The organism is Azospirillum oryzae, from assembly GCF_008364795.1.
In the GTDB taxonomy this organism is placed as follows: Bacteria; Pseudomonadota; Alphaproteobacteria; order Azospirillales; family Azospirillaceae; genus Azospirillum; species Azospirillum oryzae.
In genome coordinates this window covers 319,126-345,082 of the sequence record NZ_VTTM01000003.1, presented here as the reverse complement: position 1 = coordinate 345,082, position 25,957 = coordinate 319,126, and the positions used below count along the sequence as shown (strand labels likewise).

Genomic DNA, 25,957 nt, shown 5'->3' with positions numbered 1-25,957 from the left:
TCGGGAACGCTGTAGTCGCTGAGCTCATAGAGGCGTTCTCAGCCGGGCCGTCCATCCGCGATCTGAAGCGGGCCATCCGCCGGGCATTCGTCGCGACGGCCGACCTGCCACAGCCAGGCCATTGAGGTGACGGCAGATGCCATCATTGTGCGAGAGAGCATTGCAGACCCTTCGCTCAAACTATGATTATGCTGACTCAGCCGCCGCGGTTTCCAGGGCGCTCCGATCTGGTCCACCGGCCCCGCCGTCCGGTCCGAACCACAACAGCCCGATCCCTATGCTCTTCAGGTAGTCCTCGATCCAGTTTTGGATCGGCCTTTTGGACAGGACCAACCACAGCGACGCCGACGGGCGCCCGCTTCGCCAACGGTATTCCATCAGTTGGGACACCCCTGCCCGGACTTGGGCAGTCTCGTTGTCGTCGGTCAGCGACTTGACCTCGAAGATACCTATGAGGCTGCCTCGCGCGCCCAGCACGTCGATCCAGTCCACCTCCGCCTGAGCCCGCCACCTGTGGGCCTTCAGATACTGAATGAGAGCCTCGGCCACCCTGGCGTGTTCGGCGTTCGCACGCTCCGTCTTCAATCGGGCGTACTCGACCCTGACGAGGTGCTCGGCCGTACCAGCACCGGCAACGGCCGCGATGCTTGGCTTGGCTTGAAGGCGATCATCAACCGCTTCCTGAACGTCCGCAGGGGACTGAAGGACATGATGAACGGCGCCGTCATCGTCTCCGGCCTCCACCGCCTCGATGACGGCATCGAGTGTGGATGCATTCACCGAAGCAAGACCGGATTTACTGGCAGGTTTTGGCGGAATCGCCATCCAGCCTTCGCCTTTGGTCTCGGCGGCCGCTCGTATGATCGCACCGCGTATCCACCACGCGGCTACTGCAAGGCGATAGAGCAGATCGGGTGTCGCGCCGGGCACCGTCACGCCTGAGACGTTGATACGCCCGTGCGCCAGCAGTCCCAAAGAACGTGTCGGTTTCGCCGAGTGCTCAGCGGCACTCATGAGCCATATCTTGAATGCCTTTTGGCAATCGGTCCTCTCTTTGTGGATCAATCCGGGTACGAGGCTACGCATCCGGTCCGCCCCGGACACCTTGTCGAACCATTCGGAGCAGAACTTCAAGGCGGCGAAAGTAATAGTTGTGGGGTGAGCCAAGTGCCCAGTCGCGAGATAGCGGTCAAGTTCTTGAAGGGCCTGAACGTGGAGCTTCCGGATGCCATAGGCAGCAGGGCCTCGAGTGTGAGCTTTCGCGGCTTGTCGGGAGCCTCGCTTCTTGCCAGGACCGCCGACGCGCTTGATCTCACGCTCCCGGTCTACCCCAAGGCCGGAAACCGAAACCCGCGCGCTATTGCGGGCCATGTGCTGCATGAACCGGACCTGCCCCTTGCTCACGGCATCGCTCCTTTCTCCTCGCCTGCGACATGGATTCCTGCCCGCGGGGAATAGTCTTGCGGCTCCGTGATCAAGGCCGGTAGCAACGGCTTCAGGGCGGCAGCGTCGAGGCACCGGACGCCCCGGGTCGCGTCCGGGGTGCCGTCCCCTTCCCTCACGGCATCCAGCAGGCCAAGCCCGTCGAGGACGTACAGCACCATCGCCTTGCGGACCGGGACGGCGACCTCGCCGTCATGCATGCAGTGCTCGCGCTCGACCACGGCGCGCTGGGTGGCGCTCAGCCCCGGGTGCGGCGCCAGCCGGACGGTCACTGTCTCGTGCCACAGCGTGTCCGCCATCTGGTCCACCCAGGGGTATGACGGCTCCGGCTCGGCCGACAGGATACGACCCACGACGAAGTCCGTGAAGATCCGCCGCCGGTCATCCCAGGCCCGCACGTGAACCCGCGGCCCGTGGTCGACGATGTGGTGCGGGCAGATCACCCGCTGGCTCGGCTCGGCGCTGGTCAGGGACTGGTAGCGGATCGACAGGGCCGTCCGGGTCTCGTAGCCCCCGATCAACGCCATCATGATCTCCGCGTCCGCCCGCCGGGCCGGGATAGGCACCGACTCGCAGGGCAGAACCGAGAGGTCGCCGGTTTCGCGGCCCTGGCGCATCCAGACGAAGGCGTCCTTGAGGAACAGCGGCTGGAACCCCTCGGCCCGCACGTAGACCTTCGTCGAGGGGTCGAGGACCGCGTTCGAGGGGACGATCTGCTGGTATTGCGAAATGTCGGCGGAGGCTTGCTGCGGCGAGAGCGAGAAGCGCGCTACCATGTCGCTGCGGCGAAACGAACCATGCCAGTACAGCCTATCGTCTATCCATCTCAACCGACGTATGATGGCCGCCCCATTCCGCACACCTTTAAGATCGTCTACTGAATGGATTGACATGGTCCTGTTATCCGATCAAGTTCGCCCTTCCACTGGCTGAAGGCGACTATGGCCGAAGCATCCCCCGAAGTCACTGCGGTTCTGCTCGCCAAGGGTTTCTGCGACCTGCACGACCGCGCCGCCAACGACGGCTCGGCCGTCCAGCAGGACGCCTCCCTGCCGCCTGCGGCCCGGCGCGCGCTGTCCATGCTCTCCGGTCTCTCCCTGTCCGCCGGGATCGCTGACGACCTCGGGGCCAGCGTCCACACGGCGATGGATCTGGCCTGCGGACCCTTCCGCGACTGGGGCCTGCCGCAGTTCCGGCCGCCGTTCCGCCATGCCGACGTCGTCCTCGTCGAGCGCGACCTCGGCGTCCCCACCGCCGACTGCCGCGAGTTGGCGCGGGCGGGCGGCTCGGAGGCCGCCGCCCTGGAGGAAATCCACCACGAGGCGCTCCGGATGGCCTTGAAGGACTACCCGGCCCGCGAGCGTGGCCGGGCCTACACCAGCATCCGCGAGTTCGTGGTCCGCAACCCGGCCGTCCGCGACGAGGACCTTCACCGCTTCCTCGTCGAGGGCGGGCATGCCGCGGCCGCGCGCATCATCATGTCCTTCTACCGCCCCGTCCCGCAGGCCGCCCTCCACGGCGGGGTCGGCCGCCGCTGCGCCCATTGCGGCTCGCTGCTCTGGCCGGACCGCGACGCCGCGAGCTTCCCGGACGGCCGCTGCCGCATCCGCCAGTGCCGCCTCGCGAACCCCACGCCCGCCAAGCGGGACGACGTCGAGGCCCCCGGTCTCTGGCGCCTCGGCACCAACGCCGTCCTCGCCTACTGGGTCGGCCCCGGCCTCGACGAGATCCGAATACACGACGCGCTGAAGGCCGCGGGGCGGAAGGTCGTCCTCTACCCGCAGGCCGACGCCGCCGACGTCGGGGTGGACGGGCTGGACATCGGCATCGACGTCAAGACCTATGCCAGCCCGGTCGTGCTGGCGGCGAGGCTCAGCCGCTCCATCGGCCGCCTCGACATGTTCGCCCGCCGGATACTGGCCGTGCCCGACGACAAGCTGGACCTCAACCCCCGCTACCTCCAGCAGCTGCGCGACGCCTACCAGGGACAGCACGCGCTCGAGTTCATGACCTCCTCCCAGGCGATCCGGGAGTTCTCCTGATGAGGACCAAGTCCGAGGGATACGTGGGCGCCCTGGCCGCCCAGTGGCTCTGCGCCGCTGTCGAGACCCTGCTTGGCGAGCGTGACCTGTCGAACATCCCCACCCTGATGTCCGGCTATGGGTCCGTCCTCGACCATCCCAACGCCCGCGCCTTCGCCGCCGCGGCCTTCTCGCTGCGCCAGATGGGCGTCACCGCCTCCTCCGAGATCCAGCTGCGCCAGACGGTGCACGACGCGATCGGCTGGGAGGAGGCTCACGAGTTCGACGACGACTACGCGCAGCCGCCCTACGAGATCGACCCGGAGCGGCCGAACTACCCGTTCCGCCGCCGCTCCGGCACCGACCATGTCGTAGCCGACATGGTCCGCGCGCTGGTCGGCGGCCTGCCGTTCGCGGGCTGGGCCATCCCGGTGGCCGACCCGGCGCGGCCGATGCACGTGACGACCGGCGCCTCCGACGGCGCCGAGCGCATCGCGGTCGACCTGTCGGCGGTCGCGCCGCCGCCGGGGCCGCCCCGGCACGACCTAAGCCGCGAGCCGCGCGGCCCCATCGACGTGCCGCTCGCCGACCTTGAGGCCGTGGCCGCGCGCCTCGACGCCCTCGACGCCGCCCACCCCGAGCGGCCGCGCGGAAACTGGGCGGCCCGCCTGCGCGAGGCCACCGGCGAGCGCAAGTTCCATGTGCTGGCCCCCGACCGCGCCACCGGCGTGCTGGTCGAGGCCGACACCATCCGCCTCGACGGCCTGAAGCACCTGATCGGCCTGCCAGGCACCGGGAAGACCACGCTCATCGTCCTGCTCCTGGTCTGGCTGGACGCCAACGGCTATCGGACCGTCGTCCTCCTGCCGTCGATCGAGGCGTCGCTCAACCTACTCGGCGACCTCCGGTTCTACGGCGCCGACGTCGGCCTGCTCGTCGGCCAGTCGCCGCAGGCCCGGCTGGAGCACGCCCGCAAGCTCGGCGAGCGCATCGCCTCCGACGAGGCGCGGGGGTTCGGGCGCACCGCGCCCGGCGCCGACCTGCTCGCCCTCAACTGCGCGCTCGGCGCCTTCGACACCGACCCCGACGGCGGCCACGAGTTCCCCCACCTGGCGCCGCCCTGCACGACCGTGCGGCAGCGCAGCCTGAAGCGCGATGGCTCGCCCAAGGCCAAGGAAAGCAACCACCTGTGCCCGCTCTCGGGCTGGTGCGGCCGCCTCAAGGCCCCCCGCGAGCTCACCTCCCGGCGCATCTGGCTCGGCCACGTCCTGTCGCTCGACACCCGCATCAGCCCCCACTTCGCCGCCGACCAGATCCGCCACTTCGAGGCCGTCGCCATGACCGCCGACCTCGTGGTCGTCGACGAGGCCGACGGGGCGCAGGCCGTCCTCGACCGCAAGGCCATCTCCTCGCTCGACCTGACCGGCAGCGAGGACAGCTACGAGCACGCGCTCAACCGCGACCTCTTCACGCCGCTCTCGGCGGGCCGCAATGACATGACGGCGTCGAACCTGCGCCAGTACAGCATGGCGGCCAGCGACTTCCGCGAGCTCAACCACAGCCTCGTCCTCCAACTCCAGCGCGACCGCCAGCGCAACGGCCCGGAGGGTCCGCTGTCACGCTTCAAGGACACCTTCGTTACCGGCAACAACGTCATCACGGCCCTGTTCTGCCCGGAGGATCCGTCGGCCCTGCCGCCCGCGGCCTGCCTCGCCGAGGAGCGCCGCTTCAACGCCATCCGCGCCTTCTGGGACGGCTGCGTGCGCGCCGCCCTGTTCCGTCGCACCGACGTCGACGCCGACCTCGACCAGTACGACTTCGACCCCGAGCAGGTCGCGGCGAACCTCGGCATCAGCCGCGAGGAGGTCGAGCGGGCCGGTCTGCGCGTCGCCGCCCTCGTGCGCGACTGGATCTCCGAGCCGCTCCCGACGCGCAAGGACCGCATCGTCGACGAGATGCGCAGGGCGACCTTCGCCCTCGTCCCGCCGCGCGAGGGCCTCGGCCCGGAGACCGGTGCCGAGCTCTTCCGCTTTCTGGTCGGCGTGACCACCGTCATCATGCAGTTCCTCGCCCTCGTCCCGGCCCAGCAGGCCATGGTCGCCGAGGGCATCCACAGCGAACCCCTGTTCCGCCAGGGCATCTCCGAGGATCTCGCCCGCGTCGTCCCCGAGGCGCTCATCGGCCGCCTGTCGGGCATCCGCTTCCACATGGACGAGGGGGGCGGCCGCCCCAGCGCCCGCCTCCAGTACGTCTCCTTCCGCGGCGCGCCCCGAACGCTGCTATACCGCCTCCACCACCTGCTGCGCCACGATGCCGCCCAGCCCGACCGGCGGGGGCCCGCGGTGCTGCTGGCCAGCGCCACCTCCTTCCTCGCGGAGAGCCCGACCTTCCACATCCCGGTCGGCCCCGACCTGGTGCTGCGCCGCGCGGGCGCTGACGCCGGGTGGCGGGACAGCGCCTACGCCTTCGCCCCCATCCCCGATCCCGAGGAGCCGACGCGCGTCCTGCGCTTCAGCGGCGCGCCGCTCGGCCAGCGCGACCGCATCCTGCGCCGGATGACCGACCACTACTTCTCCGGCGAGGATCCGCTCGCCGTCGCCATGACCCGCGACTTCGACCCCGGCCGCAAGGTCGGCTTCGTGGTCAACAGCTACGCCCAGGTCCGCCTCGTCAAGGAGCACCTGCGGCGCACCCGGCCCGACCTCGCCCACCGCGTGGTCGCCGTCATCGACCAGACGCCGCCGGGCAACGAAGGCGACTGGATCACCGCGGCCCAGGTCGAGCGCCTCGGCCTGCGCGACGACTGGGACGCGCTCGTCTTCCCCATGAAAGCGCTGGCCCGCGGCGTGAACATCGTCTTCGAGCAGGGCCCGCGCCGCCGCGACGCCCTGCTCGGCACGCTGGTCTTCATGACCAGGCCCCATCCTGCCACCGAGAGCCTCGACCTCGTGGCGGGGCTGGCCGGGGCAGGGACGCTGGCCTTCGACACCGCCCACCTGCCGAACGCGATGCCGCTCCGCTCCGTCTCCGCAGCCTGGACCGACGCCCGCCGCCAGCTGATGGCGACGGCCCGCCAGCTGCTTCGCTTTCCCGTCCAGGCGAGCCGCCTCGGCCCGCTGGCCGAGCCGTTCACCGCAGACATCATGGTCGACGTCCTCCAGACCATCGGTCGCGCCATGCGCAATGGCTGCAAGGCCCGCGTGATTTTCGCCGACGCCGCCTGGGCGCCGGTCTCGGCGTCGGGCGACCCGTCCCGGCGCGACGGCCGTCAGACCAGCATGCTGGTGATGATGCGCGACATCCTGCGCGCCCGGGTGAACGACCCAGACCCGGTGGACCGCGAGGTCTACCGCGCCCTCTACGAACCCTTCCTGCATCCCCTCGAGCGCTGCTCCGGGGTCCGCTTCCCCGACGGAGCCAGCCTTGACGACGAGTGACGCCGACCTTCCCCCGCTCTACCGCGCGGTCAAGGGGAGCCGCGCGGGCAGCATCCAGCCGGTCGCCTGCGCCCTGACCGTCGAGCCGACCGGCAGCGTCCCCGTCGCCACGGTCCGGGTCTCCTGGTCCCCGCTCATGGCGGCCCGCCTGCGCGGCCTCGCGAGGCTGGCCGCGGACTCGGGCGAGCCCGAGGGTCGCTCTCTGCCCTACGCCTCGCTGCGCGCGGCCCTCCAGGCGCAGATCCCCGAGGCGGTTCTGCTCGCGCGGGATCTCGGCGCGCCCTGGAAACGGGAGGAGGGCTTCCCCTTCCTCGACGCCGAAGCGGTTCCCGGCGGCGCGCGCAATCCGGTTGCGCTCGCCGCCTCGGCGCTGCGGACCTGGATGACGATGGTCCTGCGCCCCTGGGCGGACCGCGTCGGCATCGACGAGGAGATGGTCGAGGCGGTCCACGCGCTCGCCACCCCCGCGGACGCCTTCACCGCCGAGACACTGGAGGTCGACCTCGGCGAGCGGCTCCGCGAGCAGGGCGGCTTCGACCGGGTGAAGCACAGCATCCTCCAGGTCGTCGCCCGGCGGCTGGAGGGCCGCGAGCTCTTCGACGGCCTCGGGCCGGTCCACCGCGTCGTGCGCGCCTCGTCCTCGGCCAACGAGGTCAGCTTCCAGACCTGGCCCGCCACCGCCTCGACGGGCGGGCTCTACTCCATGGTGGCCACGCTCTCGGTGGAGAGCAGGCCATACCTCGCCACCCCGGTCGTCACCGTGCACGCCTCGCGCCGCCGCTGGTACGACGCCGTGCCGGACGCCAAGAAGCTCCGCCGCCTGCGCACCCTGTCCGGAACCGTGATGGGGCGGGCGGGCGCCCCGGTGGCGGTGGATTTCACTACGCCGGTCCGGCGCGGCGTGCCGGAGGAGCCGTTCAGCCCCGCCTTCATGATCCAGGCCCTCAACGTCCGGCAGGATCTGGCGGCCGACCTCGCTGGGATGGTCGCCGCCCAAGGGGCGCGCGGGGTCTTCGTGGGCATTCCCTATTCCCCGCAGTTGGGCGGCTCCCACCCGGTCGGGGGCGGCGCCACGACGCGCGACCTGCTCGACCTGTTCGACGCCGTGACGGGCCTGCTGGCGGCGGACGGCTTCCGCCCCATGACCGTTCGGGAGGTCGTGGTAAAGGAGCGCGTGCCCAAGCGCGCGGAGGACCAGCACAAGGCGTTCCAGGCCGACATGATGATCGCCGACGTCGCGATCTCGCTGGGGCGCAACCACCTCGACGGCGAGGCCCTCGAGGACGCCTGTCGCAGGTTGATGACCGGCGGCGAGGTGCCTGATCTCAAGCCTGAGGCCGCCCTCAAGGCGAGGGGCGTGCTGGAGGACATCCGCGCGGCCAACCGCGACCGCATCCGCCGGGCCTTCGGCGGCGGGCGTCCCGTCGTCGCCCTCGTCGCCCGCACCGAGCGCGAGCGCGAGGTCATGAGGTCGTGCGTCACCGGTCTGTTCGGCCACGCCGTCGAGATCGCCGAGCACCAGCTGCCCGCTGGGGTCCACGGCCCCCGGGCGGACCTGCCGATGGCGGCGGGGAAGGCCGCGGAGCGCTTCGCCGCACGGGTCGCAGCCTGGCAGACGCTCGCGTCCGACATGGCCAGCGCCCACGGCGGCTGCCACGCGCTGGTCCAGGCCACCGACTGGTACGACCGGCGCAAGGACGACCCCGTCAACAAGCTCGCCGGTCGCTACGCCCTGGCCTCGGCGGCTGACGCCAACGTGCAGTACCTGCGGCCGCCGGAGACCGGGTGGCGCGGTCTGGCCAACTACCTCCACCGCATCCAGTCAGGCGTCTACGACCTGCTGTTCGGGCACTCCGGCCTCGTCTCCGAGGTGTCCAGCCTGCTCAAGGGATTCTTCCCAAGCGAGGCCGACCGGCCGCGCGCCATCGTCGGCATTTCCGTGGTGACCCAGGCCCGACTGCGGTACGGGGCGGGCGGCGGGCGCGTCTGCCTCGCCACCCGGATCGACGCGGCGACCGGCCGGACCACCGCGCGCGTCGGCTGGTACGACGGCCGCATGCTGTGGACCAAGACCTGGGAGCCGTTCTTCGAGGCGATGAAGCGCATAGCCAGCCCCGAGGTAACGGCGAGCCTGGGGGACGGCCGCAACGTCGAGCGGGATTCCTTCCAAAAGTTCGTGCGGACCGTGATCGACGACTCCGCCCTCGCCGGGGACCGCCCCCTCGTCCTCATCGATTCGACCAGCGCCGCCTCGCTGTGGCCCTGGCTGACCGACCGCGAGATCGGCGACGCGGTCACCATCGGCGGCGAGCGCGTGGACATGGCCTCGCGCTGGCCGGGCACCCGCATCGTCCGCGTCCGCACCGGCCGCGCTGGCCGCGTCGTCGAGCGCAAGACCTCGCGCTACGAGCGGGTCGACGCCGCGACCGGCGAGGCAACCGGAGAGTTCGTCGACCGCTACTGCCCGTCCATCACCGCGCGCGCGATCCGGCTGTCCGACGCCCCGGCAGGGCGCGGGGTCCATTACTGGATCACCTCCGGCTACTTCCAGATGTCGATCCCGCGCGGCCTCAGCGTCTACCGCAACCTCCACTCCTTCTTCCCGGCGAAGAAGGAGAAGGGGCTGGCCCTTCCGCGGGGCGTATCAGCGGCCGGGCTTTTCACCCGGCACGTCTTCGACATCGCCAAGGCCCTCTACCGGTTGCCCAACCCCATCGACGTGACGGTGGCGGCTTGCGCCGAGGGCGACGACCCCGACCGCATCGCCCACCTGGTGGCCAGCCTGCGCTACGGCTACGGGCACACCGGGGCAACCACCACGCTCCCGGCCCCGCTCTCGTTCGAATCCAAGGCGCGCGACTACATGACCCGCTTCGCCCTGGACGAGACGGACGCCGAGGACGCCCTGGATGACGAGGGCGGCGACGACCCGGACGACGACGGAGGCGGGGGGCCGGGAACCCCGGCATCTGACCCAGACGACGGCGACGATGCCCCCGACGGGGCCGCGGTCGACCCGGACACCGGCGGCCCAGACCCGGAGAGCGAGGCGCTGGGGGAGAGCGAAGGGCCGGGAGGGGACGAGCCGGGCGCCGCCGTCCTCCCGTTGGCGCGGCCGATGTCGACGGGACAGCCGCCCGAGGTCGGGAGCGATCGGTGGGCCGAGCTCCTTTCGGCATTCGCCGTCCCGAAGACGCTAAGCGCCCTGAGATCGAGCACGGCGCTCGGCGGGGCGCAAACGGCAATCGCCTGCGCCGGAGCAGGTGGCGCGCCGGGTGGATGGACGCGGTGGGAACAGGAAGAAACGGAGGACGAGGACATGGGCACGAACGGGCAGACGGGGACGGCTTGGGTGGCGAAGGCCAGGGAACCCGTGCTTCCCATCCCGGCCTTTGTCACCCGGGACTGGTTGAGGCCGAAGATCTCGATCTCGAACATGGCACTTCGTGAAATCCAAAACGCGCGTGCGGAGATCGAGCTCATCTCAGGCTTCCGATGGCCCGAGGAGCGGCCGACCCAAGAGGCGCTCCTTGACCTGATGCTGGATGGCCTGCGCTATCCCGGCTTCGTCCGCGCCGTCACCAGGGCCGCGATCCGTCAGGTCAAGAACCCGAAGAAGCTGGCAGACTACGGCCTGTTCGGCCCATTCAGGACGCAGGTTTCCGGCCTGCTCTTGAACTTGAGCAAACGTCTCCGCCAGCCATACCCGGCCAAACTGAGCGAATCCACCCCGATTTTGATAGAGGCCGATAAGGCGGACATCGCCGCCACCAACATCTACCTCAGATGTCACGGAAGCGGGTATTACGACAAGCTGCTCGACATGGCCACCGAGCATGAGAACGTGCTTGGCGACCTCATCCCCTTCCTGGAAGTCGCAAAGGACCATCTGGCCTACAAGGAATTCTCCTGGAAGGACGAGATCGTGGAGCAGCGCACGGTCTTGCCGTCCTCCGCCGTCGGCGCGGCGGTGCCGTCGGCCACCGCGACGGACATCCCCTTGATGGCTGCCTGCGACGAAGAGGCGCCTTCCGCCGGGACTCCCCCCGGCGAGCCGGACGGCATTTCGCCCGAACCGGCCCCGGCAGAAGTCGGCGCCGTGGTCGAGGCGGCACCCTCCCACGAGGAGGACCCCATGGAAGAGAATGACGCGGCCGGGCAAGCCGATGACGAGAAGCCCGAGTTGACGCCCTTGGAAGTCGCCCGGGAAGCCTGGGAACGGGCATTGCTGGACGTGGCGCTCCTGGCAGCGGTCGCGGCGGCCGGGGATCCGGATGACGGCGCCCTGGCTGCCCTGACCCCGGTGCTGGACAGGGCGCGCGCCGCGGCTCGGGACTGGGAGGATGCCAAGCCGAAGCTGGTCGACGTCGCGCCGCTCATCGAGGAGATGGGCGCAATGGCCGTGACGCTCGTCGACATCGCGGACACAGAGGAGGCCAAACCCGTCGACCTCCCGTCCGTGACGCTGGTGCTCGAGGAGGCCGCCGCCGCCGCCGGAAACGCCCTCGCCGAGGCGCGCGAGGCAGCGGCCGAGGCCGCCAAGGAGCGCGACCGGGCGATCTCCCTGATGGGCAACTACAAGAAGCTGGGGGAGGCCGCCGCCTCCAAGGAGCGTGGGGTGAAGCTCGCCCTCTCCGGCCTGGAGGCTGTCCGCCAGGCGGCCGCCCTGCTCGCTGATGGCGCGGCCACCCCCGCGTCCCCGCGTCCGACGGCAGCGACCGCATCGGCGCCCGGTGGCGCACGTCCGCAAACGCCTCCGGCGGACGAACCCCAGACCGCCATGGCCGTGGCGGTCACGCAGGAAGGCAATGGCGCCTCCGGCAAGCCGGACCTGCTGGATGTTGCCGAGGTACCCGCCGAGGAGGCCGACGGCACCGCCGCGGACGAGAAGCCCGGCTCCGGGCGCGACGTCCCGGCCGAGGAGCCGACGGCTTCCGCCGTTCCGTCCGATGACGAGTTCGGGCCGGAGTTCGACGCGGCCCTGGAACTGGCGAACGAGTTGGCCGCGGAGGGGGCGGACGTGATCGCGGCCGACGCGGCCATGGCTCCGGCGGCAATCGACGCCGCGGGCGAACCGGCCGAGGCCGCCGCCGATGCCCCTGAAGCGTTGGACGTCGCGTTCGAGGATCCGCTCGCGGCGTCGATCCGCAACAAGCTGTTGGTGCTGTTCGCAGAACAGGAGTTCGGGCTCGCTCACCACCTCTTGCTCGCCGCCGAGCGCATCTTCCCCAATGGCGACTTCGGTCTCTCGGTCGCCGAACTCAGGCTCGCTGCGGTCGCCGGTCACATCAACCACGCCTCCATTCAAGGCAACCCGGCCTTCCTCGATCTGCTGGAGGCCGTCCTCGCGAGCGCCGGGACGGTGCAGCCGGGGGCGGCCTCCGTGCCCGACGAGGTGGCCGCCGCCCGGCGCATCGTCCTGTTCGGCGCCACCGCCGCCATGGCCCTGTTCCATCCCGGCAGCGCCGCCGTCAAGATCCTTGAGGCAATCAACGGCGTCGCCACCGGCCTCGAGGAGCACATCTACCCGCTGCGCGACGCGCTGACCGAGGCGGAGCGGTCCGGCATCGGCTTCACCCCCGCGATTTTGCGGGCCGTCAGCCGAGCGGCCGAGAACGACCGCTACGGGGACGAGTGCCTGGCCGCGGCGATCGAGAAGATCGACCACATCGCGGGCCTGCACTTCCGCTTCAGCCTCGGGAACCGGATTCGAGCCGCCCTGGTGCATGGCGACGGGCTGCTCGGCGAGCTCAAGGAGAGCCTCGGCAGCGGCGATCGCGAGGCCGTGGATGCCGCGCGCACTTTCGCGGCGACCTACGCCGAGCGCAGCGCCGTCATTTTCATGTTCGACGAGACCGAAGCCAAGTTCCACTCCAAGATCCAGGGCATCGACGGGGACGCGCGCGAGCGCCTGCTCGCCAACATCCAGGATCTCGCCGCGCGGTGCGCCGAGTTCGTCCAGGCGCGCGAGGCGGCTCCGGCCATACGGAACCCGATGCAGCGCAAGCTGGTGGAGGGAATCCGCAACGCCCTGCTGACCGGCCTGACCCAGGCGCAGACGGCCATCTCCGGGATGACCGACCACGATGACCCGCTCATCGCAGCCGCCGCCGGGTTCGCCACGACCATGCTCGCGCGGATGCGCCTCGCTGTTGACGGGGACGCGCCGGTGCCCGGCCCGGTCGACCACCTGCTCGCCTTGCACGGTCCCCTGCTCTGGCTGCCGGGACTTCGTTACGGACGTTCCTGGCTGCCGTCGCCGTACCAGCCGGAAATCGTCACCAGCGCCATCCTGGAGGCTCCCGTCCCCCTGCTGCCGCCGCCGGGCGAACGCACCGAGGCGCTGGAGCGGGCCGTGCGCGATCGGCTGGACGAGAACTCCTTCGTCGCCGCCAGCCTGCTCGTCGAATGCGCCGCATTCCACGGCGTGCCGGAGGACGAGCGGGGGCGCCTGCGCGAGATCGCCGAGGTCGACGTCCAGACCCGGCGCGACGAGATGGGACGCAGCGTCGCCGAGGCCCGGCGCATGGTCGACCGGGTGCAGCGCATGGACATGCTCGCGGACGCGGACGAGGCCCAAGCGATGCTGTCCCTCCTCGACCGCATCGAGATCGACGCGCTCCCGGCGGCGCCCGACATCGACTCCCGTTCGGAGGCGGAAGAGGGAGAGGTGATCCTCGATTTCTCCTCGGCGCAGGTCGTCCTCGACGACGTGGGCGACCGGGTGGCGCGCCTCGCCGCCGAGCGCCGGGGGAATCTCCTCAGGCGCGTCGACGAGATGCTGGCCGCCGGTCAGGTCGGGGAGGAGGACGCCAGGCACGTCCGCGGCATCATCGGCAAGGACGACCTGATGACCGCCCAGGAATACCTCGACTTCCTCCGGGACGGCCGGAAGCTGACGACGGCCGCCTCGCCGAACACGCGCTTCCGCGCCTTCTTCCCCGCAGTGCCGACCGCCCTCTCCCGATCCGCCGCGCCGGGTCTCGAGGCGGTGGCGGACTGCATCGCGCAGGGACAGGATCTCGACGCACTGCCGTTCTCCCGCATCCCCGAGGGAGGGCGCGAGGACGCCCTGGACATCCTGTCCCAGTGGCGCAACCTTCGCACCAAGGTCCATGCCGGGAACTTCACGGAGAACGTGACCAGCCTGCTCCACAGCTTCCTGGAGCGCCTGGGCCTGACCGTCGCCTTGAAGGCGACCGAGGCCAAGCTCACCAAGCTGAGCCGCAAGGTCTACGTGACAGCGATGCAGATGAGCATCCCCACGGATCTCGAGAGCGTGCTCCTGCCCGACTTCGGGAGCCAGACCGGCGGCCATTACCGCGTCTGCATCGTCGCGAAGATGCCCACCGAGGCCGAGCTCACGGGGCTGTGCGACAGCACCGGCGTCATGGGCGTGATCGTCTTCGTCGCGGCGCCGGTCGACGCCGAGCGGCGGCGGCAGCTGGCGGCCAACAGCATCAAGCTGGGCCGCAAGGTGCTGGTCATCGACGAGGCCATCCTGCTCTTCGCCCTGTCCGAGCCCGAGTTCCGGCCCCTGACCATCTTCGAGTGCGCCCAGCCATTCTCGTTCGCGGCCCCTTACCGCGACTACGGGAACCAGGCGGTCCCCAGGGAGATGTTCTTCGGCCGCGAGACCGAGTACCGCAAGCTCGTGGAGCCGTCGGGCAGCTGCATCGTCTACGGCGGACGCCGCCTCGGCAAGACGGCGCTCCTCCAGCACATCAAGGCGACCAAGCACGACCCGGCCAGCGGCATGGCGGTGGGCTACGCCAACATCCTCGACATCGGCAACAACACGCTGCCCGCAAGGATCTGGGAATACGCCTCGCGCGAGCTTCCCACGGTGTTCCGCGAGCCGGTGTCGACGGCGGCCGATTTCGCGGCTGGCGTCATGGCCTGGCTCGACGCCGACACCCGCCGCCGCATCCTGCTGCTGCTCGACGAGGCCGACCGCTTCATCGAGACCGACGCCCGCGACAACGGCTTCCGCGAGTTCATCCGGCTCCAGCAACTGATGGACAACTCCAGCCGCCGCTTCAAGTTCGTCCTGGCGGGCCTGCACAACGTGACGAGGCTGGTCCACACCGAGAACCCGCCGCTCAAGCAGATCGCCTCCGACCCGCAGCGCATCGGCCCGCTGATGCACGAGGAGTTCAAGGACGCCGAGCTCCTCGTGACAAGGCCGTTCGCCGCCATGGGCTACCGCTTCGAGAACCGCGAGGACGTCTGGCGCATCCTCAGCCACTGCAACTACTACCCGGTGCTCGTGCAGACCTTCTGCAAGGGCCTCCTCGAGGCGCTCACCCGGCAGGTCGCGCAGGGTTCCCGGCCGCTCGACACCATCACCGCCGAGCATGTCCGCGCCGCCCTGGAGAATGAGCGGATCGCCCACGAGATCGGGGAGATGTTCGACTACACCATCAGCAAGATCGAGGACCGCTACGCCCTCATCGCGAACATCATGGCCGACCACGCGCTGAAGGACATCGCGGCCGGGCGCGTCGACGAGGGGGTGACGGCGGTCGAGGTCATGGACGCCGCCCGCAACTACTGGCCCGCCGCCTTCCAGCACGTCAACCGGCTCTCCACCGTCGAGGACCTACTCGACGAGATGGAGGGCCTCGGCGTGCTGCGCCGGGTCGGGAAGGACACGTGGGCGCTTCGCTCGCGCACCGTCCTGCGCCTGCTCGGCAACGACGACAAGGTGCTGGCGAAGCTGGTCGAGTTCATCGATCGCCCGGCCCCGCCCGTCTTCGAGCCGCGTTCCATGCGCCGGTCGCTCAACCAGTCCGACGTCCTGAAGATTCCCGCCGGATACACCTGCCCGCTGACGCTGGGACAGGAACACGACCTGCTGACGCTGGAGGCTCCCTCGCCGACGGCCGCCCTCGTCCGTGTCGTCTTCGGTAACGAACTGTCCGACGTCTCCATGGTCGGCGCCGCGATGACCACGGCGGGTCCCCTCGTCTCCGACGGCACCAAGGTCGAGGTGATCGCGCGCGTGTGGGGGAGCTCCGCCGACCTCAGGGAGGCGATCGGCCGGGTCAGGCCGAAGGAGGGCGAGAGCGTCCTGTACGTGGCGGACGCCAGGACGAACTGGGATTTCGACTGGATCGAACCCGTCCTCCGCAGCCAGGCGGTGAGCGGGCCGAACGGGCGCGTCCGCGTCGCCTTCGTCGGCGGCCCGAACCGCGCCCTGCGCTGGGTATCGGACGACAAGACCCGCTCCCTGCACCCGCAGGTCCGCGTCATGCCCCTCCAGACCTGGTCGTCGGCCATGGTGGCGCACAGCCTCAACCACGCGAACCTGCCGACCGAGCAGTTCGCCGACCTCCTGAGGCGCCAGACCGGCGGCTTCAACAAGCCGATGACGCACCTGCTCGGCACCGCCGGGACGCGCGACCGCTTCCCCGGCCGCGTCGAGAAGCATCACGAGAAGATGCTCGCCGACCCCGGCACCATTGCCGAGCTCGGCCTCGTCGAGCCGATGCGTGAGGTCTTCCTGCGCATCCCCGAATGGCTCGACAAGGCCGGGCGGATCACCGCCAGCGACATCGGCGCGGTCATCCTTCCCGAGGTCCCCACAGCCGCGGGCTTCACCGGGCGGCAGGTGGTCGAGTTCGGCGTCCTCATGGGCCTGCTCGAGGGCGAGGCGCTGGACCACGTCACCGAGGAGGAGGGCCGCCTCTACGCGCTGAACCCGCTCCTGGACGCCGTCTTGAAGTCCGCGCGGACGATGGAGGGCACGCGATGACGGACTGGCGCTCGCTCGACTGGTTCAGCCTCGCCGGACCAACCAGGTTCCTCGACCTGGCCGTCGCGGCCATCCTCGGGGCGGAGGCCCGCGTGGTCGGCCTCACTCTGCCCGGCCGACGCCCAGACGGCCTCCTCGACGCGCTCGCCGGTCGCCTGGAGGCCGCGACCGCTTCGGCGACCCTGCGGGTCGATGCCTCGCCCGGCCTGCGGGGGCGCTCGCCCACCACCGTGCTGGCCATGTCCGCAGGGGAGGGAATCTCCGGCGTCAGGTCGGTGGCGGATCTCCTCGACACCCCGCGTCTGGCCGGGAAGGTCATCCTCGTGGACGGGATCCTGCCGGAGGAATGGTTGCGCTGGGCATACGTGCTGCGGCAGGTTCCCCCCGAACGCGCCCGCCGCGCGCGCATGATGCCGCCGTCGCTGGCCGTGGTGTTCCCGCCGGGGATTGCCCCGAGCGACGCCCGCGCCGCAGTCGACCGCGACCTGCGCTGGAGCGGCCATGTCTCGCGCCTCGATACCCAGACCTTCGTGGAAGCCCTCCTGGGCTGGCCGGACGACAGCCTCGCGTCGCGGACGGCTGCCTCGGTGATCACGGAGATGACGGGGTGGGATCCCTCGATGGCCCGCCTCCTCGCCGACCTCAGCGTCGAGCAGCAGATCGACCCTCGTGCCACCATGGCCGCCCTGCCGGACGTTCTCGATGGCCAGCGTCCGTGCTGGGAGAACGGCATGGTCGATCGGTGGGACGGGGCTCCGTGGGTTCACACCGCGGCGCTTTCCTCGGCCAAGCGGCACGATTCCATCGCCCAGAGGGTATGGCGCGGGCAAGTGCGCACCGTCTTCCCCTTCCTCGACCAGATGCGCAACGCCTTCGTCGCCAAGTACCAGGACCGCATCCGCGCTCAGTTGCCCATCGTCAAGGACTACAATGGCCGGAAGGTCACATACGACGACCCGTGGACGCTGGAACTCTTCGACCTGAATGCACTGATCAAGGCCGACCTCCCGGCGAAGGAGGCGGCGTTGCTTTCGGTCTGCATCACCGTGCGCAGGGGGATGGCACACTACGATCCTGCCGACGGTGCTCTCATCCGGAGGGCGTCGGACCTGTGGGAGGAAATCGGCCACAGCTTCCCTGACGGCTGCGCCGCGTGGGAATGGCCGCGCTGCGGGCAGAAGCTGGTCCTCATGGTCGGCCCGACCGGGGCCGGGAAGTCCCGCTGGGCGCGGCGGCGCTTCGCCGAGAGTGACATCGTCGAGGCCGACGCCATCCGCAGGTCGCTCAACGGCTCCCTCGACATGGCCGGGGACCAAAGCCCCGTCTTCGACCGCATCCGCCGTGAGATCCTGGAGCGCCTGTCGGTCGGCCGGACCGTCGTCGTCGACGCCACCAACATGAGGCGCGAGGACCGGCTCGCCAACGCCCTGCTGGCCCCGCCCGACATCCCCGTGGAGTACGTGGTGGTCGACCGCCCGCTGGAGGAGAAGCTGGCCATGGCGGGATGGCGCGCCGACAAGCCCGGCCTCATCGAGGGCCACGCCAGGCTGTTCGAGGACAGCCTCCCGGACATCCTGGAGGGCGACGGCCTGCCGAACGTGCGGGTTGTGGACTTCCGGGTCCAGCGGGCCGGAGACGCACCGGGGGGCGCCTCCGGCCCGTCCCGGTGACCGGACAGCATCCCAGCCATCATCGAAAGCAGGACACAGGGAGATCAGACAGCCATGCCAATCGAAACCATCCGCCGCGGCCTCGACTACGCCGCCAAGGACTACGGCCTGATCGCGCTGCTCGACCACAAGGACGTCAAGCCGAAGGAGGACCAGATCAAGTGCGCGCTCTATCGCGCCTTGTCTGAGGACGGTTACTCCGTCCGGGTGGAATCCTCGACGTCGCGGGGCGGCTGCCGAAGCGACCTGCTCGCCGTCCGGGGCGACGACAGCATCGGCATCGAGATCAAGACGGCGTGGGCCGGTAGCGGCGGGTGGAATAACAAGTTTTCGGAGCAGAGCAACTCGTGGACGGCGGACATCGGGCGGCTCAAGGATCTGTGCCAGGGCCAGGCGATGAGCGCCGGGTACTTCGTCCTCGGCTTCGCGCATGAACGCGGCTCACGGGCCGAGGCGAACCTGCGGCGGTATATCGCCGTCATGGAGGGCGACGCCGTCGTGGAGCCGGTTCCCATGGACCTGCCGAACTGGAACGGGCTGGACAGCATGGAATTCCACGTCATGAGGGTCTTCCGGCGCACCTGACGGCACCCCGGCAACCTCGAAGGCCGAACGCGACCATGGCCAAACGCTCCCCCTCCGGCGGCCCAACCCGCCTCATCCGCGAGATCCTCCACGTCCCGACCGGCGAGCGCAGGCGGACCGACGACGGCTGGCTGGACGCCATGCCCGACGACGAGTTCGTCCGCGCCCGGCGCCGCGCCACCACGGCCCGGAACTCCGGCGCCTCCGAATGGGCTTGCGCGGCATGCGGGCACCCGGCCTACCCGTCCCGGCACCACCTGACGGGGCTGCGCCACTTCCGCCATTTCGCCGGGGCGCCAGCCGACTGCCCGTGGCACCAGGACGACGGCTTCGACCTCGCCGAGCTCGACACGCTGCGCTTCGGCGGGAAGGGCGAGGGCGCCCGCCACCGGGAGGTGAAGCGCTTCCTCATGCACATGACCTCCGTCGACCCCCGCTTCTCCCCACCCAATGTGGCGAACTACGATCCCTACAAGGAGCATTGGGTGACGGCGGCCAACGGGGACCGGCGCAGGCCGGACGTCTACCGTCACCTGCACGGGAACCCCATCGCCTTCGAGATCCAGCTGGCCCGGACCTACCTGAATGCCATCCAGGGTCGCGAGACCTTCTACCAGGAACAGGGCATCCGGCTCGCCTGGGTGTTCTGGGAGTTCGAGAAGGTCCGCGATCATCTGAGCGCGCAGGACATCTACCACTTCAACCGCTCCAACGCCCTGTCGCTCGACCAAGAGGCGGTCGAGCAGTCGCTCAGCACCGGCAGGCTCCAATTCCGGGTCTGGTGGTGGGAGCACGTCCTCGATTCCTGGGGGAAGCCCGGCCGGGTCTGGCGGGAGCGGTTCGTCGACGTAGACGAGCTCCTCTGGGATCCGGAGAGCGGGCTACCCTACCTGGTGGATCCCGAGGCGATGCGCGTGGCCGCCGAGGAGGAGCGCAAGGCAACCAAGGCCCGGCGCGTCGCCGCGCTGGCCGACGGTGTCGCGGCGATCTGGGCCGTCGAGGCGGACCGCCACCCCTGGAGACTGTCGGATCGCGGCTTCGATCGGGAAACCTACGAGCGTTTCACCGAGCCTCCCTGGCGGACCCTGGCCCGAGCCGTCGGCTGCACGGTTTCCTGGGACGAGGCATCAGAGGAATATGGCTGTTCCAGCGTCCTGCCGCTGCTCCACGCCATCCGCGACGGCCGCGGTTACGGAGGGATGAACTTGGCGGCGGTGGTCATGAACCTGCTGGAGCATCGGCGCTGGGCCACCCACGCGGTGGTCGCGGTGGCCAGGGCCTACGGCCGCCGGGATGTCCTGGAGGAGCGCCTGAAAGCCGCCACCAAGGTCCGCCGCAACATGCGCGAGGCGTTCCAGGGCGTCCCCGGCAGCACGCCGGTGCGCCAGATGGACGAGGTGCTCGCCACCCTGTTCCCCGAAGCGGCGGAGGCCATCAGGCAGCCCTGGCCGCCGCAGGTGGCCTTGGAGCACGTGCGCGCACAGGCGGAGGCGCCGGACCCGGAACGATAGGGCCGGGGGCGGACCGACGGTCTATCGCCACCATGCAGGCCGCCAGCGACGGGGGCGTTGCCATGTGCTGGCGAGCCAGAACACGCCCCTTGCTCCTGCGCTGGCAGCGGGGCAAGAGATCTCGGCAACCAAGGCGGAGCCGTCATGTCCAACTTCCTCGAGACCCTTGTCGCCGAATGGTATGAGTTCTCCGGCTACTTCGTTCGCCGGAACGTGCTCGTGGGTCGACGCCCGAACGGTGGGCACGACTGCGAGCTCGATGTCGTCGCGTACCATCCGGGGGAGCGCAGGCTGGTCCACATCGAGCCGTCCATGGACACCGACAGCTGGGCCAGGCGGGAGGAGCGGTACGCGAAAAAGTTCGCGGCCGGGCGCCGCCACATCCCCCAGCTGTTCGCCGGGATCGACCTGCCGGACGACATCGAGCAGGTGGCGCTCCTCGTCTACGGCTCGACGGCCAACCGGAAGCCGCTGGGCAGTGGCCGCATCGTGCCGATGGCGGAGTTCATGGCCGAGGTCCGTGCCATGCTCGCGGGCCGGGCCATCGAGCGCGCCGCCGTGCCCGAGGGGTTCCCGACGCTCCGGGCGCTCCAGTTCGCGGCCCACTACTGGAACGTGGCGCCGTTGCCTGTGTCCTGAACGCCATCCATGCTCTGCTCAGAGACTTTGAAACAATATATTAGTTAAATTTCATGTTTTCCATACCGCCAAAACCCCGCATGATTTCTTGTTCCTTACCGCTCAAGCGCACGGTCAGAAGTGCCATAAAAGCATCAGCTTGCTGCGCTTGGTCGAGCCAGACCGACTCCGCCGGATATGCTTTATCAGTTGTGTAAAACGTTATTTTGCGCCAATTATCATCTTTTTCCATTTTGAATTGAGTAATGGATTTGAATGGCATTGCTCGAATACGATTACTTCGAAGAAGTACGATTTCTTGCAAACCATCATCGAGAATGACGCTTGGGCGTCTGTGATAGTTTGTTGATGGCCAAACATAGGGATCCCCGCGCCCTTTCAGGGCGGTTTTTAACTGCTTCTGCATCCCGAACATTCGAAGTAGGAAGCGAATGAATATGAAAATGAATGGAGCAGCGCATATCAGATAAAACATTCATTCTCCCATTTCTAACTGAAGCACGGAGTGAGAAGGATCCAGAACAAGCTCAACGAAGGGGTCGAGGCTGTAGGGCTCAAGCGATTGGTTGTCGAGCAGCACCTCGGTGTCGAGGATAGGTTCCCGACAGTCGCGAACCCGTTCGCGGATCAGGGTAAGGGGGGCAGACATTACCATGTCTCACTCCGTCGCTCGAACGACATCGAGGGCCTTGCCCGCCGTCAGGCGCACTCGTTCATCCCTTGGGTCCGGTCGGACTTCCACGAGTTCCGCGGGGCCGTGATAGCCGTCGAGAAGCATGACGGCCCCATCCGCGGTGCGATACCGCACATCTCGGAGGTCGAGGGTCGAGGGGTCGATCACCACGGCCACAGTGGCGTGCTTGCCCACGTTCCGGACCCAATCGCCCCGCGTCGGGAACCCCGCGAAGGCGTACGCCGCCTTCCTTCCCTTGAGACCGACCGCGCTGAGCCTACCCGACGACGGCCGGACGTGAACCCAGCCCGGCATGCCGCCCGCCATGCTGGAACCGCCGCGCGCCATCTCCATCGCCCGCTCGGGGGTCGTGAAATGAACGACCGGCCCCCGCATCACCTCATCCCACTTCTCGCCGGTCATCCGTCGCGGCCAGTTTCCCGGAAGCTGGAACACGACCGGAACCACGATCAACAGGATCGCGACGACCGGAAGGTATAGCCATGGCAGGCCAAGCTGATACCCCCCCGAACAGGAGTGCGGCGAAGACCAGATCCCGTGTGAACGAGGCACGCATGATGGCGTGCCATTTGGATACTCGCATCCTTGCTCACCTCGGCATCATCGAAGGTTCATTGGTTGCCATGCCCCGGCGCCCCCCACTCGCGTCCGCCTATGCGGGAACCGGCCGCCGAGCCTGCCTCAAGGCGTCGTAGAGAAGCGCGAAGATCGCGTCGGCCTGGGCATGCGCGTCCTCGGGCAGAAGCCTCTCCACGTGCCCGGAGAAGGCGGTGACGTCGAATTTCGCCTTCGGCGACGAGGCTGCGTTCGCTCGGATGGCCCCGACGAGCCTGCCTACGAGCTTGCTCTCGTCATCGTCGCAAGCAACCCCGTCGAAGGCGGGGTTCACGGTGATCCAGTCCCAGTCCACGCGGACGTGCTGGCGGCCGGTCCTCACGTAGACGTAGGGGATGCCTCGCCGTTGGCACTCCCCGTGCCAGGCGTTGAGGGACAGGCGGTCGCCGTCCTTGAACACCGCCCAGATCCGGTCTGGGAGATCGGGCGAACGGGCGAGAGCGTCAAGCGCCGGGAGCGTCGCGACCCGATGCCGGAGGTCGGCCAACCGCGCGGCGAAGGCGGCCTGGTCGACGGTGGCGAGGGACGGCATCTCGGCCCCGTCCTCCCCCATGCGGGTGGCGAGCGTGATGCCCGTACGGCTGCCAAGGGCGGCGTTCAGCGCCTCGGACAGGTGCGAGGTTTCCACGGCGGGAAGGTCCGCCCGCAGGGAGCGCTTGATGAAGGCGAGGTTGTCGTTCGTGAGGGCAAGCAGGGCCATCTCGGATCCTAACGCTCGGTCGATGTCCGCCGATTACGCATCGACCGCGTGGGGATCGCGGCGACTCACGAACCGTCCTCTCAACCCGGCGGCAGGTCTGGTGGGACAACCGCACGAATGGTAGCCAAGTGACTTAGCTTCTGCAACCGCTATGCAAGCTGCCTTGGATGCAAATCGTCACCCAAGGGGATGATGGCAATCCGGGTTGTCAGGGGACGAGCAGCATGCACCTGAGAATACTGCCGCCCGCTTCAAATCTCCTCGAAGGTCGCTTCCATCGTTCTGATGAGCCTACTCGTGGCCCCGGGCTGATAGATGACGCCGCCGACCGCCGACCAATGAAATTTACGAGCAGGACGCGGTCCTTGCCATCCTCCTCCATAAGGCACCTATGACTCCTTGTGGAAGGCCGAGCGCATATAAACAGACAGGCGATCCAGCACGTTCTCGTATCTGTTTACAACACTGGGCGCAACGGCTATGTATGTGTAAACAGATGCAAAAGAATGGGAGTGGAGGACAAGATGGACGTAGCGAGAGAACAGACAGAGGTATTTTCGATGCGCCTATCGGCTGGCAAGGCCGCTGCATTCAGGCGACTTGCTTCGACCGAAGGGAGGGATCCGGCCGAGCACCTTGAGTATCTCGCCGTCGAAGCGATGATCGCTGCGGGGCTGCTCCCACCGCATGAGGTAGAGGTTCATCGCCTGCGTGAAGGGCTGGTCCGCCGCTTCGTGGATGCCGCCGTCAGGATCTACGCGGCGACACCGCGCACCGACATCACGGCTGAAGCGGCCAGGCAGATCGTTGCGGAAGCCAATTGGCTGAAAGATTACGAGAGATACAAAGAGCTACGGGAGATTAGGACGATCAACCCAACATTCGGGAGGCGGGTCAAGCTGAGGCTGAACCTGCTCACCGGCAAACAGTTTGCCGTACCGCAGCCGAACATCCTTAGCTATGCCTCACACCTTCTGCCCCAAGACGACGGGGGTCCCCATGTCCTCCCAGCGGGTGACGACTCATAATCTGACGGTGCGCAGGAAGGCGAACTTTGTCGCCATGGCTATTCCCGGCGGTTCTCAATCCCCCAGACTGCGAGAAGGTGGGCGACCTGAAGGCGCCCCGCGTGCCAATGGTCCCACCGCTTCGGTTTGCTGCATCATGCGCCCATTTCTGCGTTTGGCACAAAATCTAGTAACTCTTCTGCCGTGACTGTGCGAACATCCCCGGAACTTCGATGCAATCCAACTGCCCTTCCCTGATATGGCCCCTGAGGCCAAGGGCGGTGTTTCGAGAGGGGTGTCATGGTATTCCGCGATAATCACGACGGCATCGGCTCTCCGTTCAACGCTCGTGGTTTTCTGAAGGAAGACCTTGCGGCGCTCACAGCTTCGGCAAGATCAACGAGCGAAAGTCTTGCGACTGCGACCGCAAGGGCAGTATCTGGGCAGTTGCCGTGGGATCCTGCGACCCAGGCGGCGAGAGCTTGGAAAGACAATTGCGGGATGCGCGGGTTGGATGCCGCCATGGCCACGGCCAACGCCAGCGCAAGCATGTTGGCGGGTGTGCAAGGTGCTGCGTCGACCGCAATGGACCAAGCACGATTGTTGGCCGACCGGTATTCTACCGCCAGCTTAGGCGCCGGAGCACATTCATTGGATATGGCACTGTCGAAAAGCGCCTGGGCAACAGCCAAGTTGAGCGACCCTCTTGCCGACGCTTGGGCTTCTGTTTCCTCCTGGGGTGATCCCGCTGCAACGAAATCCGTTCATCCTGGGATCGCACGGGTTGCGGACGAGCGAGGGGGCGCGAGCTTGATTGATTCCGCAAGCCAAGCCCCTGTGCTGGAGAGAGCGGGACTAGTCGGAATGACGCCCTTGATAAATGATTTGATCACGAAGGCGCGCGACCACCTGAACCCCCTGTCCTTGTCAGCCCAGCATACATCAATTGCTTCGAAACAGGGACGAGCGAATGCGGCGGCGGAAGCAATGGGGGAGGTCTCGGAACGCTGGCGTCACATGGGAATGGCTTCAGCCACATTCATCGCAAGATCTACCCAAGACGCCATCGACGACGCGCGCCTCCATGTGCAATCTCTAGCGATGCAGGCGCAAGGCAGGCTCCAAACTTTCGGTGTTACCGAAACGATACGCTGGATGCTGAATGCGTCTCCTCATGTACGGGCCTACGACAATGGGTTGCTCACGCAGTCACTCGCAGCTGCGGCTTTGGTCGAGGTCAGCCGTTACGATTCGGCAGCCCTCGCAGCCCTGCACGGGAGGTCTTTCCTGGTTGATGCCTTCGCCGAGGTTGACAGTTTCCTCGTCGATGAGAACAAAGGTAGCGAGACCGAGACCGGAGATGAACCGAAGGTTCTAAGTCTGGTCGAAAGGATTCTTCTCATTTTCCAAGGCCACTTAGCAAAGGCCAGATCCGAATACGAGCAGAAATCACTGTTTGACATATTTACTTTTTTGATGACTACGGTCGGCTTGGTGGTGTCACTTCATCAGTCCTTGGATTCCAGCGTTGAACAGGCATTAGAAAAGCAGACGTCTTCCAACATCGCTCAGACAGAGCGGCTAGCAAAGATTCTGGAGGCGATTGATCAAAAACTTACGATGCCCAACAAGGAAATGGCAGGGAAGAAGGCCGACCATTATATCGTACGGCGGACGGTTCCGCTTAAAGAGTTACGGTCGATGAAGTCGAGGACGCTGGCCACGCTTTATCCCAACCAAGTAGTGCTCCTGGTCGAACGCGACCAGAATTGGATCGAAGTTGAATATTTTGATCATCTTGCCGGTGAGACGCGAACCGGTTGGCTAATCAAAAAATACCTGAAACTGATGGAGCGCTGATTTGGTGGCTTGATGCTG

The 25,957-nt window shown here is 68.0% G+C and carries 15 protein-coding genes; 9 read left to right on the top strand and 6 right to left on the bottom strand.

The window, feature by feature from the left end:
• Positions 1 to 186 precede the first annotated feature (186 nt).
• The gene (locus FZ938_RS13040) at positions 187 to 1,404 is read right to left on the bottom strand and encodes a hypothetical protein (protein WP_149198914.1); all 1,218 of its coding nucleotides are present in this window, start codon (positions 1,402 to 1,404) and stop codon (positions 187 to 189) included.
• The gene (locus tag FZ938_RS13035) at positions 1,401 to 2,336 is read right to left on the bottom strand and encodes a BrxR family helix-turn-helix transcriptional regulator (protein WP_149198913.1); all 936 of its coding nucleotides are present in this window, start codon (positions 2,334 to 2,336) and stop codon (positions 1,401 to 1,403) included. The genes FZ938_RS13040 and FZ938_RS13035 overlap by 4 nt, the downstream gene beginning before the upstream one ends.
• Before the next feature lie 48 nt (positions 2,337 to 2,384).
• Here FZ938_RS13035 and FZ938_RS13030 point away from each other — a divergent pair, with 48 nt between their 5' ends.
• The 7 genes from FZ938_RS13030 to FZ938_RS13000 all read left to right on the top strand — a co-directional run bounded on the left by FZ938_RS13030 (position 2,385) and on the right by FZ938_RS13000 (position 21,063).
• Positions 2,385 to 3,485, top strand: a complete 1,101-nt coding sequence (locus FZ938_RS13030; protein WP_149198912.1) for a restriction endonuclease-related protein — start codon at positions 2,385 to 2,387, stop codon at positions 3,483 to 3,485.
• The gene (locus tag FZ938_RS13025) at positions 3,485 to 6,901 is read left to right on the top strand and encodes an ATP-binding protein (protein ID WP_149198911.1); all 3,417 of its coding nucleotides are present in this window, start codon (positions 3,485 to 3,487) and stop codon (positions 6,899 to 6,901) included. Before FZ938_RS13030 ends, FZ938_RS13025 begins: the two co-directional genes overlap by 1 nt.
• Complete coding sequence (locus FZ938_RS13020; protein WP_149198910.1) at positions 6,888 to 16,658, top strand: RNaseH domain-containing protein; 9,771 nt, start codon at positions 6,888 to 6,890, stop codon at positions 16,656 to 16,658. The genes FZ938_RS13025 and FZ938_RS13020 overlap by 14 nt, the downstream gene beginning before the upstream one ends.
• On the top strand, positions 16,655 to 18,328 hold the full coding sequence (locus tag FZ938_RS13015) for an AAA family ATPase (RefSeq protein ID WP_188093913.1): 1,674 nt from the start codon (positions 16,655 to 16,657) through the stop codon (positions 18,326 to 18,328). Before FZ938_RS13020 ends, FZ938_RS13015 begins: the two co-directional genes overlap by 4 nt.
• 54 nt (positions 18,329 to 18,382) lie before the next feature.
• Positions 18,383 to 18,913 (top strand): hypothetical protein, encoded by a 531-nt coding sequence (locus tag FZ938_RS13010; RefSeq protein WP_149198908.1) that lies wholly within the window; start codon positions 18,383 to 18,385, stop codon positions 18,911 to 18,913.
• A 35-nt stretch (positions 18,914 to 18,948) separates the two neighbouring features.
• On the top strand, positions 18,949 to 20,424 hold the full coding sequence (locus FZ938_RS13005) for a DUF6035 family protein (protein ID WP_149198907.1): 1,476 nt from the start codon (positions 18,949 to 18,951) through the stop codon (positions 20,422 to 20,424).
• A gap of 144 nt (positions 20,425 to 20,568) precedes the next feature.
• The gene (locus FZ938_RS13000) at positions 20,569 to 21,063 is read left to right on the top strand and encodes a hypothetical protein (RefSeq protein WP_149198906.1); all 495 of its coding nucleotides are present in this window, start codon (positions 20,569 to 20,571) and stop codon (positions 21,061 to 21,063) included.
• 40 nt (positions 21,064 to 21,103) lie between these two features.
• On the opposite strand, the gene FZ938_RS12995 is transcribed toward FZ938_RS13000, so the two are convergent.
• The 4 genes from FZ938_RS12995 to FZ938_RS12980 all read right to left on the bottom strand — a co-directional run bounded on the left by FZ938_RS12995 (position 21,104) and on the right by FZ938_RS12980 (position 23,072).
• On the bottom strand, positions 21,104 to 21,538 hold the full coding sequence (locus FZ938_RS12995) for a hypothetical protein (protein ID WP_149198905.1): 435 nt from the start codon (positions 21,536 to 21,538) through the stop codon (positions 21,104 to 21,106).
• Complete coding sequence (locus tag FZ938_RS12990; protein WP_149198904.1) at positions 21,539 to 21,718, bottom strand: hypothetical protein; 180 nt, start codon at positions 21,716 to 21,718, stop codon at positions 21,539 to 21,541.
• A 3-nt stretch (positions 21,719 to 21,721) separates the two neighbouring features.
• A complete protein-coding gene (locus FZ938_RS12985) occupies positions 21,722 to 22,159 on the bottom strand; it encodes a hypothetical protein (RefSeq protein WP_149198903.1) in 438 nt (145 codons plus the stop codon).
• Between the two features lie 250 nt (positions 22,160 to 22,409).
• Complete coding sequence (locus tag FZ938_RS12980; RefSeq protein ID WP_149198902.1) at positions 22,410 to 23,072, bottom strand: hypothetical protein; 663 nt, start codon at positions 23,070 to 23,072, stop codon at positions 22,410 to 22,412.
• Positions 23,073 to 23,584: 512 nt separating this feature from the next.
• Between FZ938_RS12980 and FZ938_RS12975 the strand changes: the two genes are divergently transcribed.
• Both FZ938_RS12975 and FZ938_RS12970 read left to right on the top strand, forming a co-directional pair.
• On the top strand, positions 23,585 to 24,100 hold the full coding sequence (locus FZ938_RS12975; RefSeq protein ID WP_149198901.1) for a hypothetical protein: 516 nt from the start codon (positions 23,585 to 23,587) through the stop codon (positions 24,098 to 24,100).
• A gap of 279 nt (positions 24,101 to 24,379) precedes the next feature.
• On the top strand, positions 24,380 to 25,939 hold the full coding sequence (locus tag FZ938_RS12970) for an SH3 domain-containing protein (RefSeq protein WP_149198900.1): 1,560 nt from the start codon (positions 24,380 to 24,382) through the stop codon (positions 25,937 to 25,939).
• Positions 25,940 to 25,957: the final 18 nt, after the last annotated feature.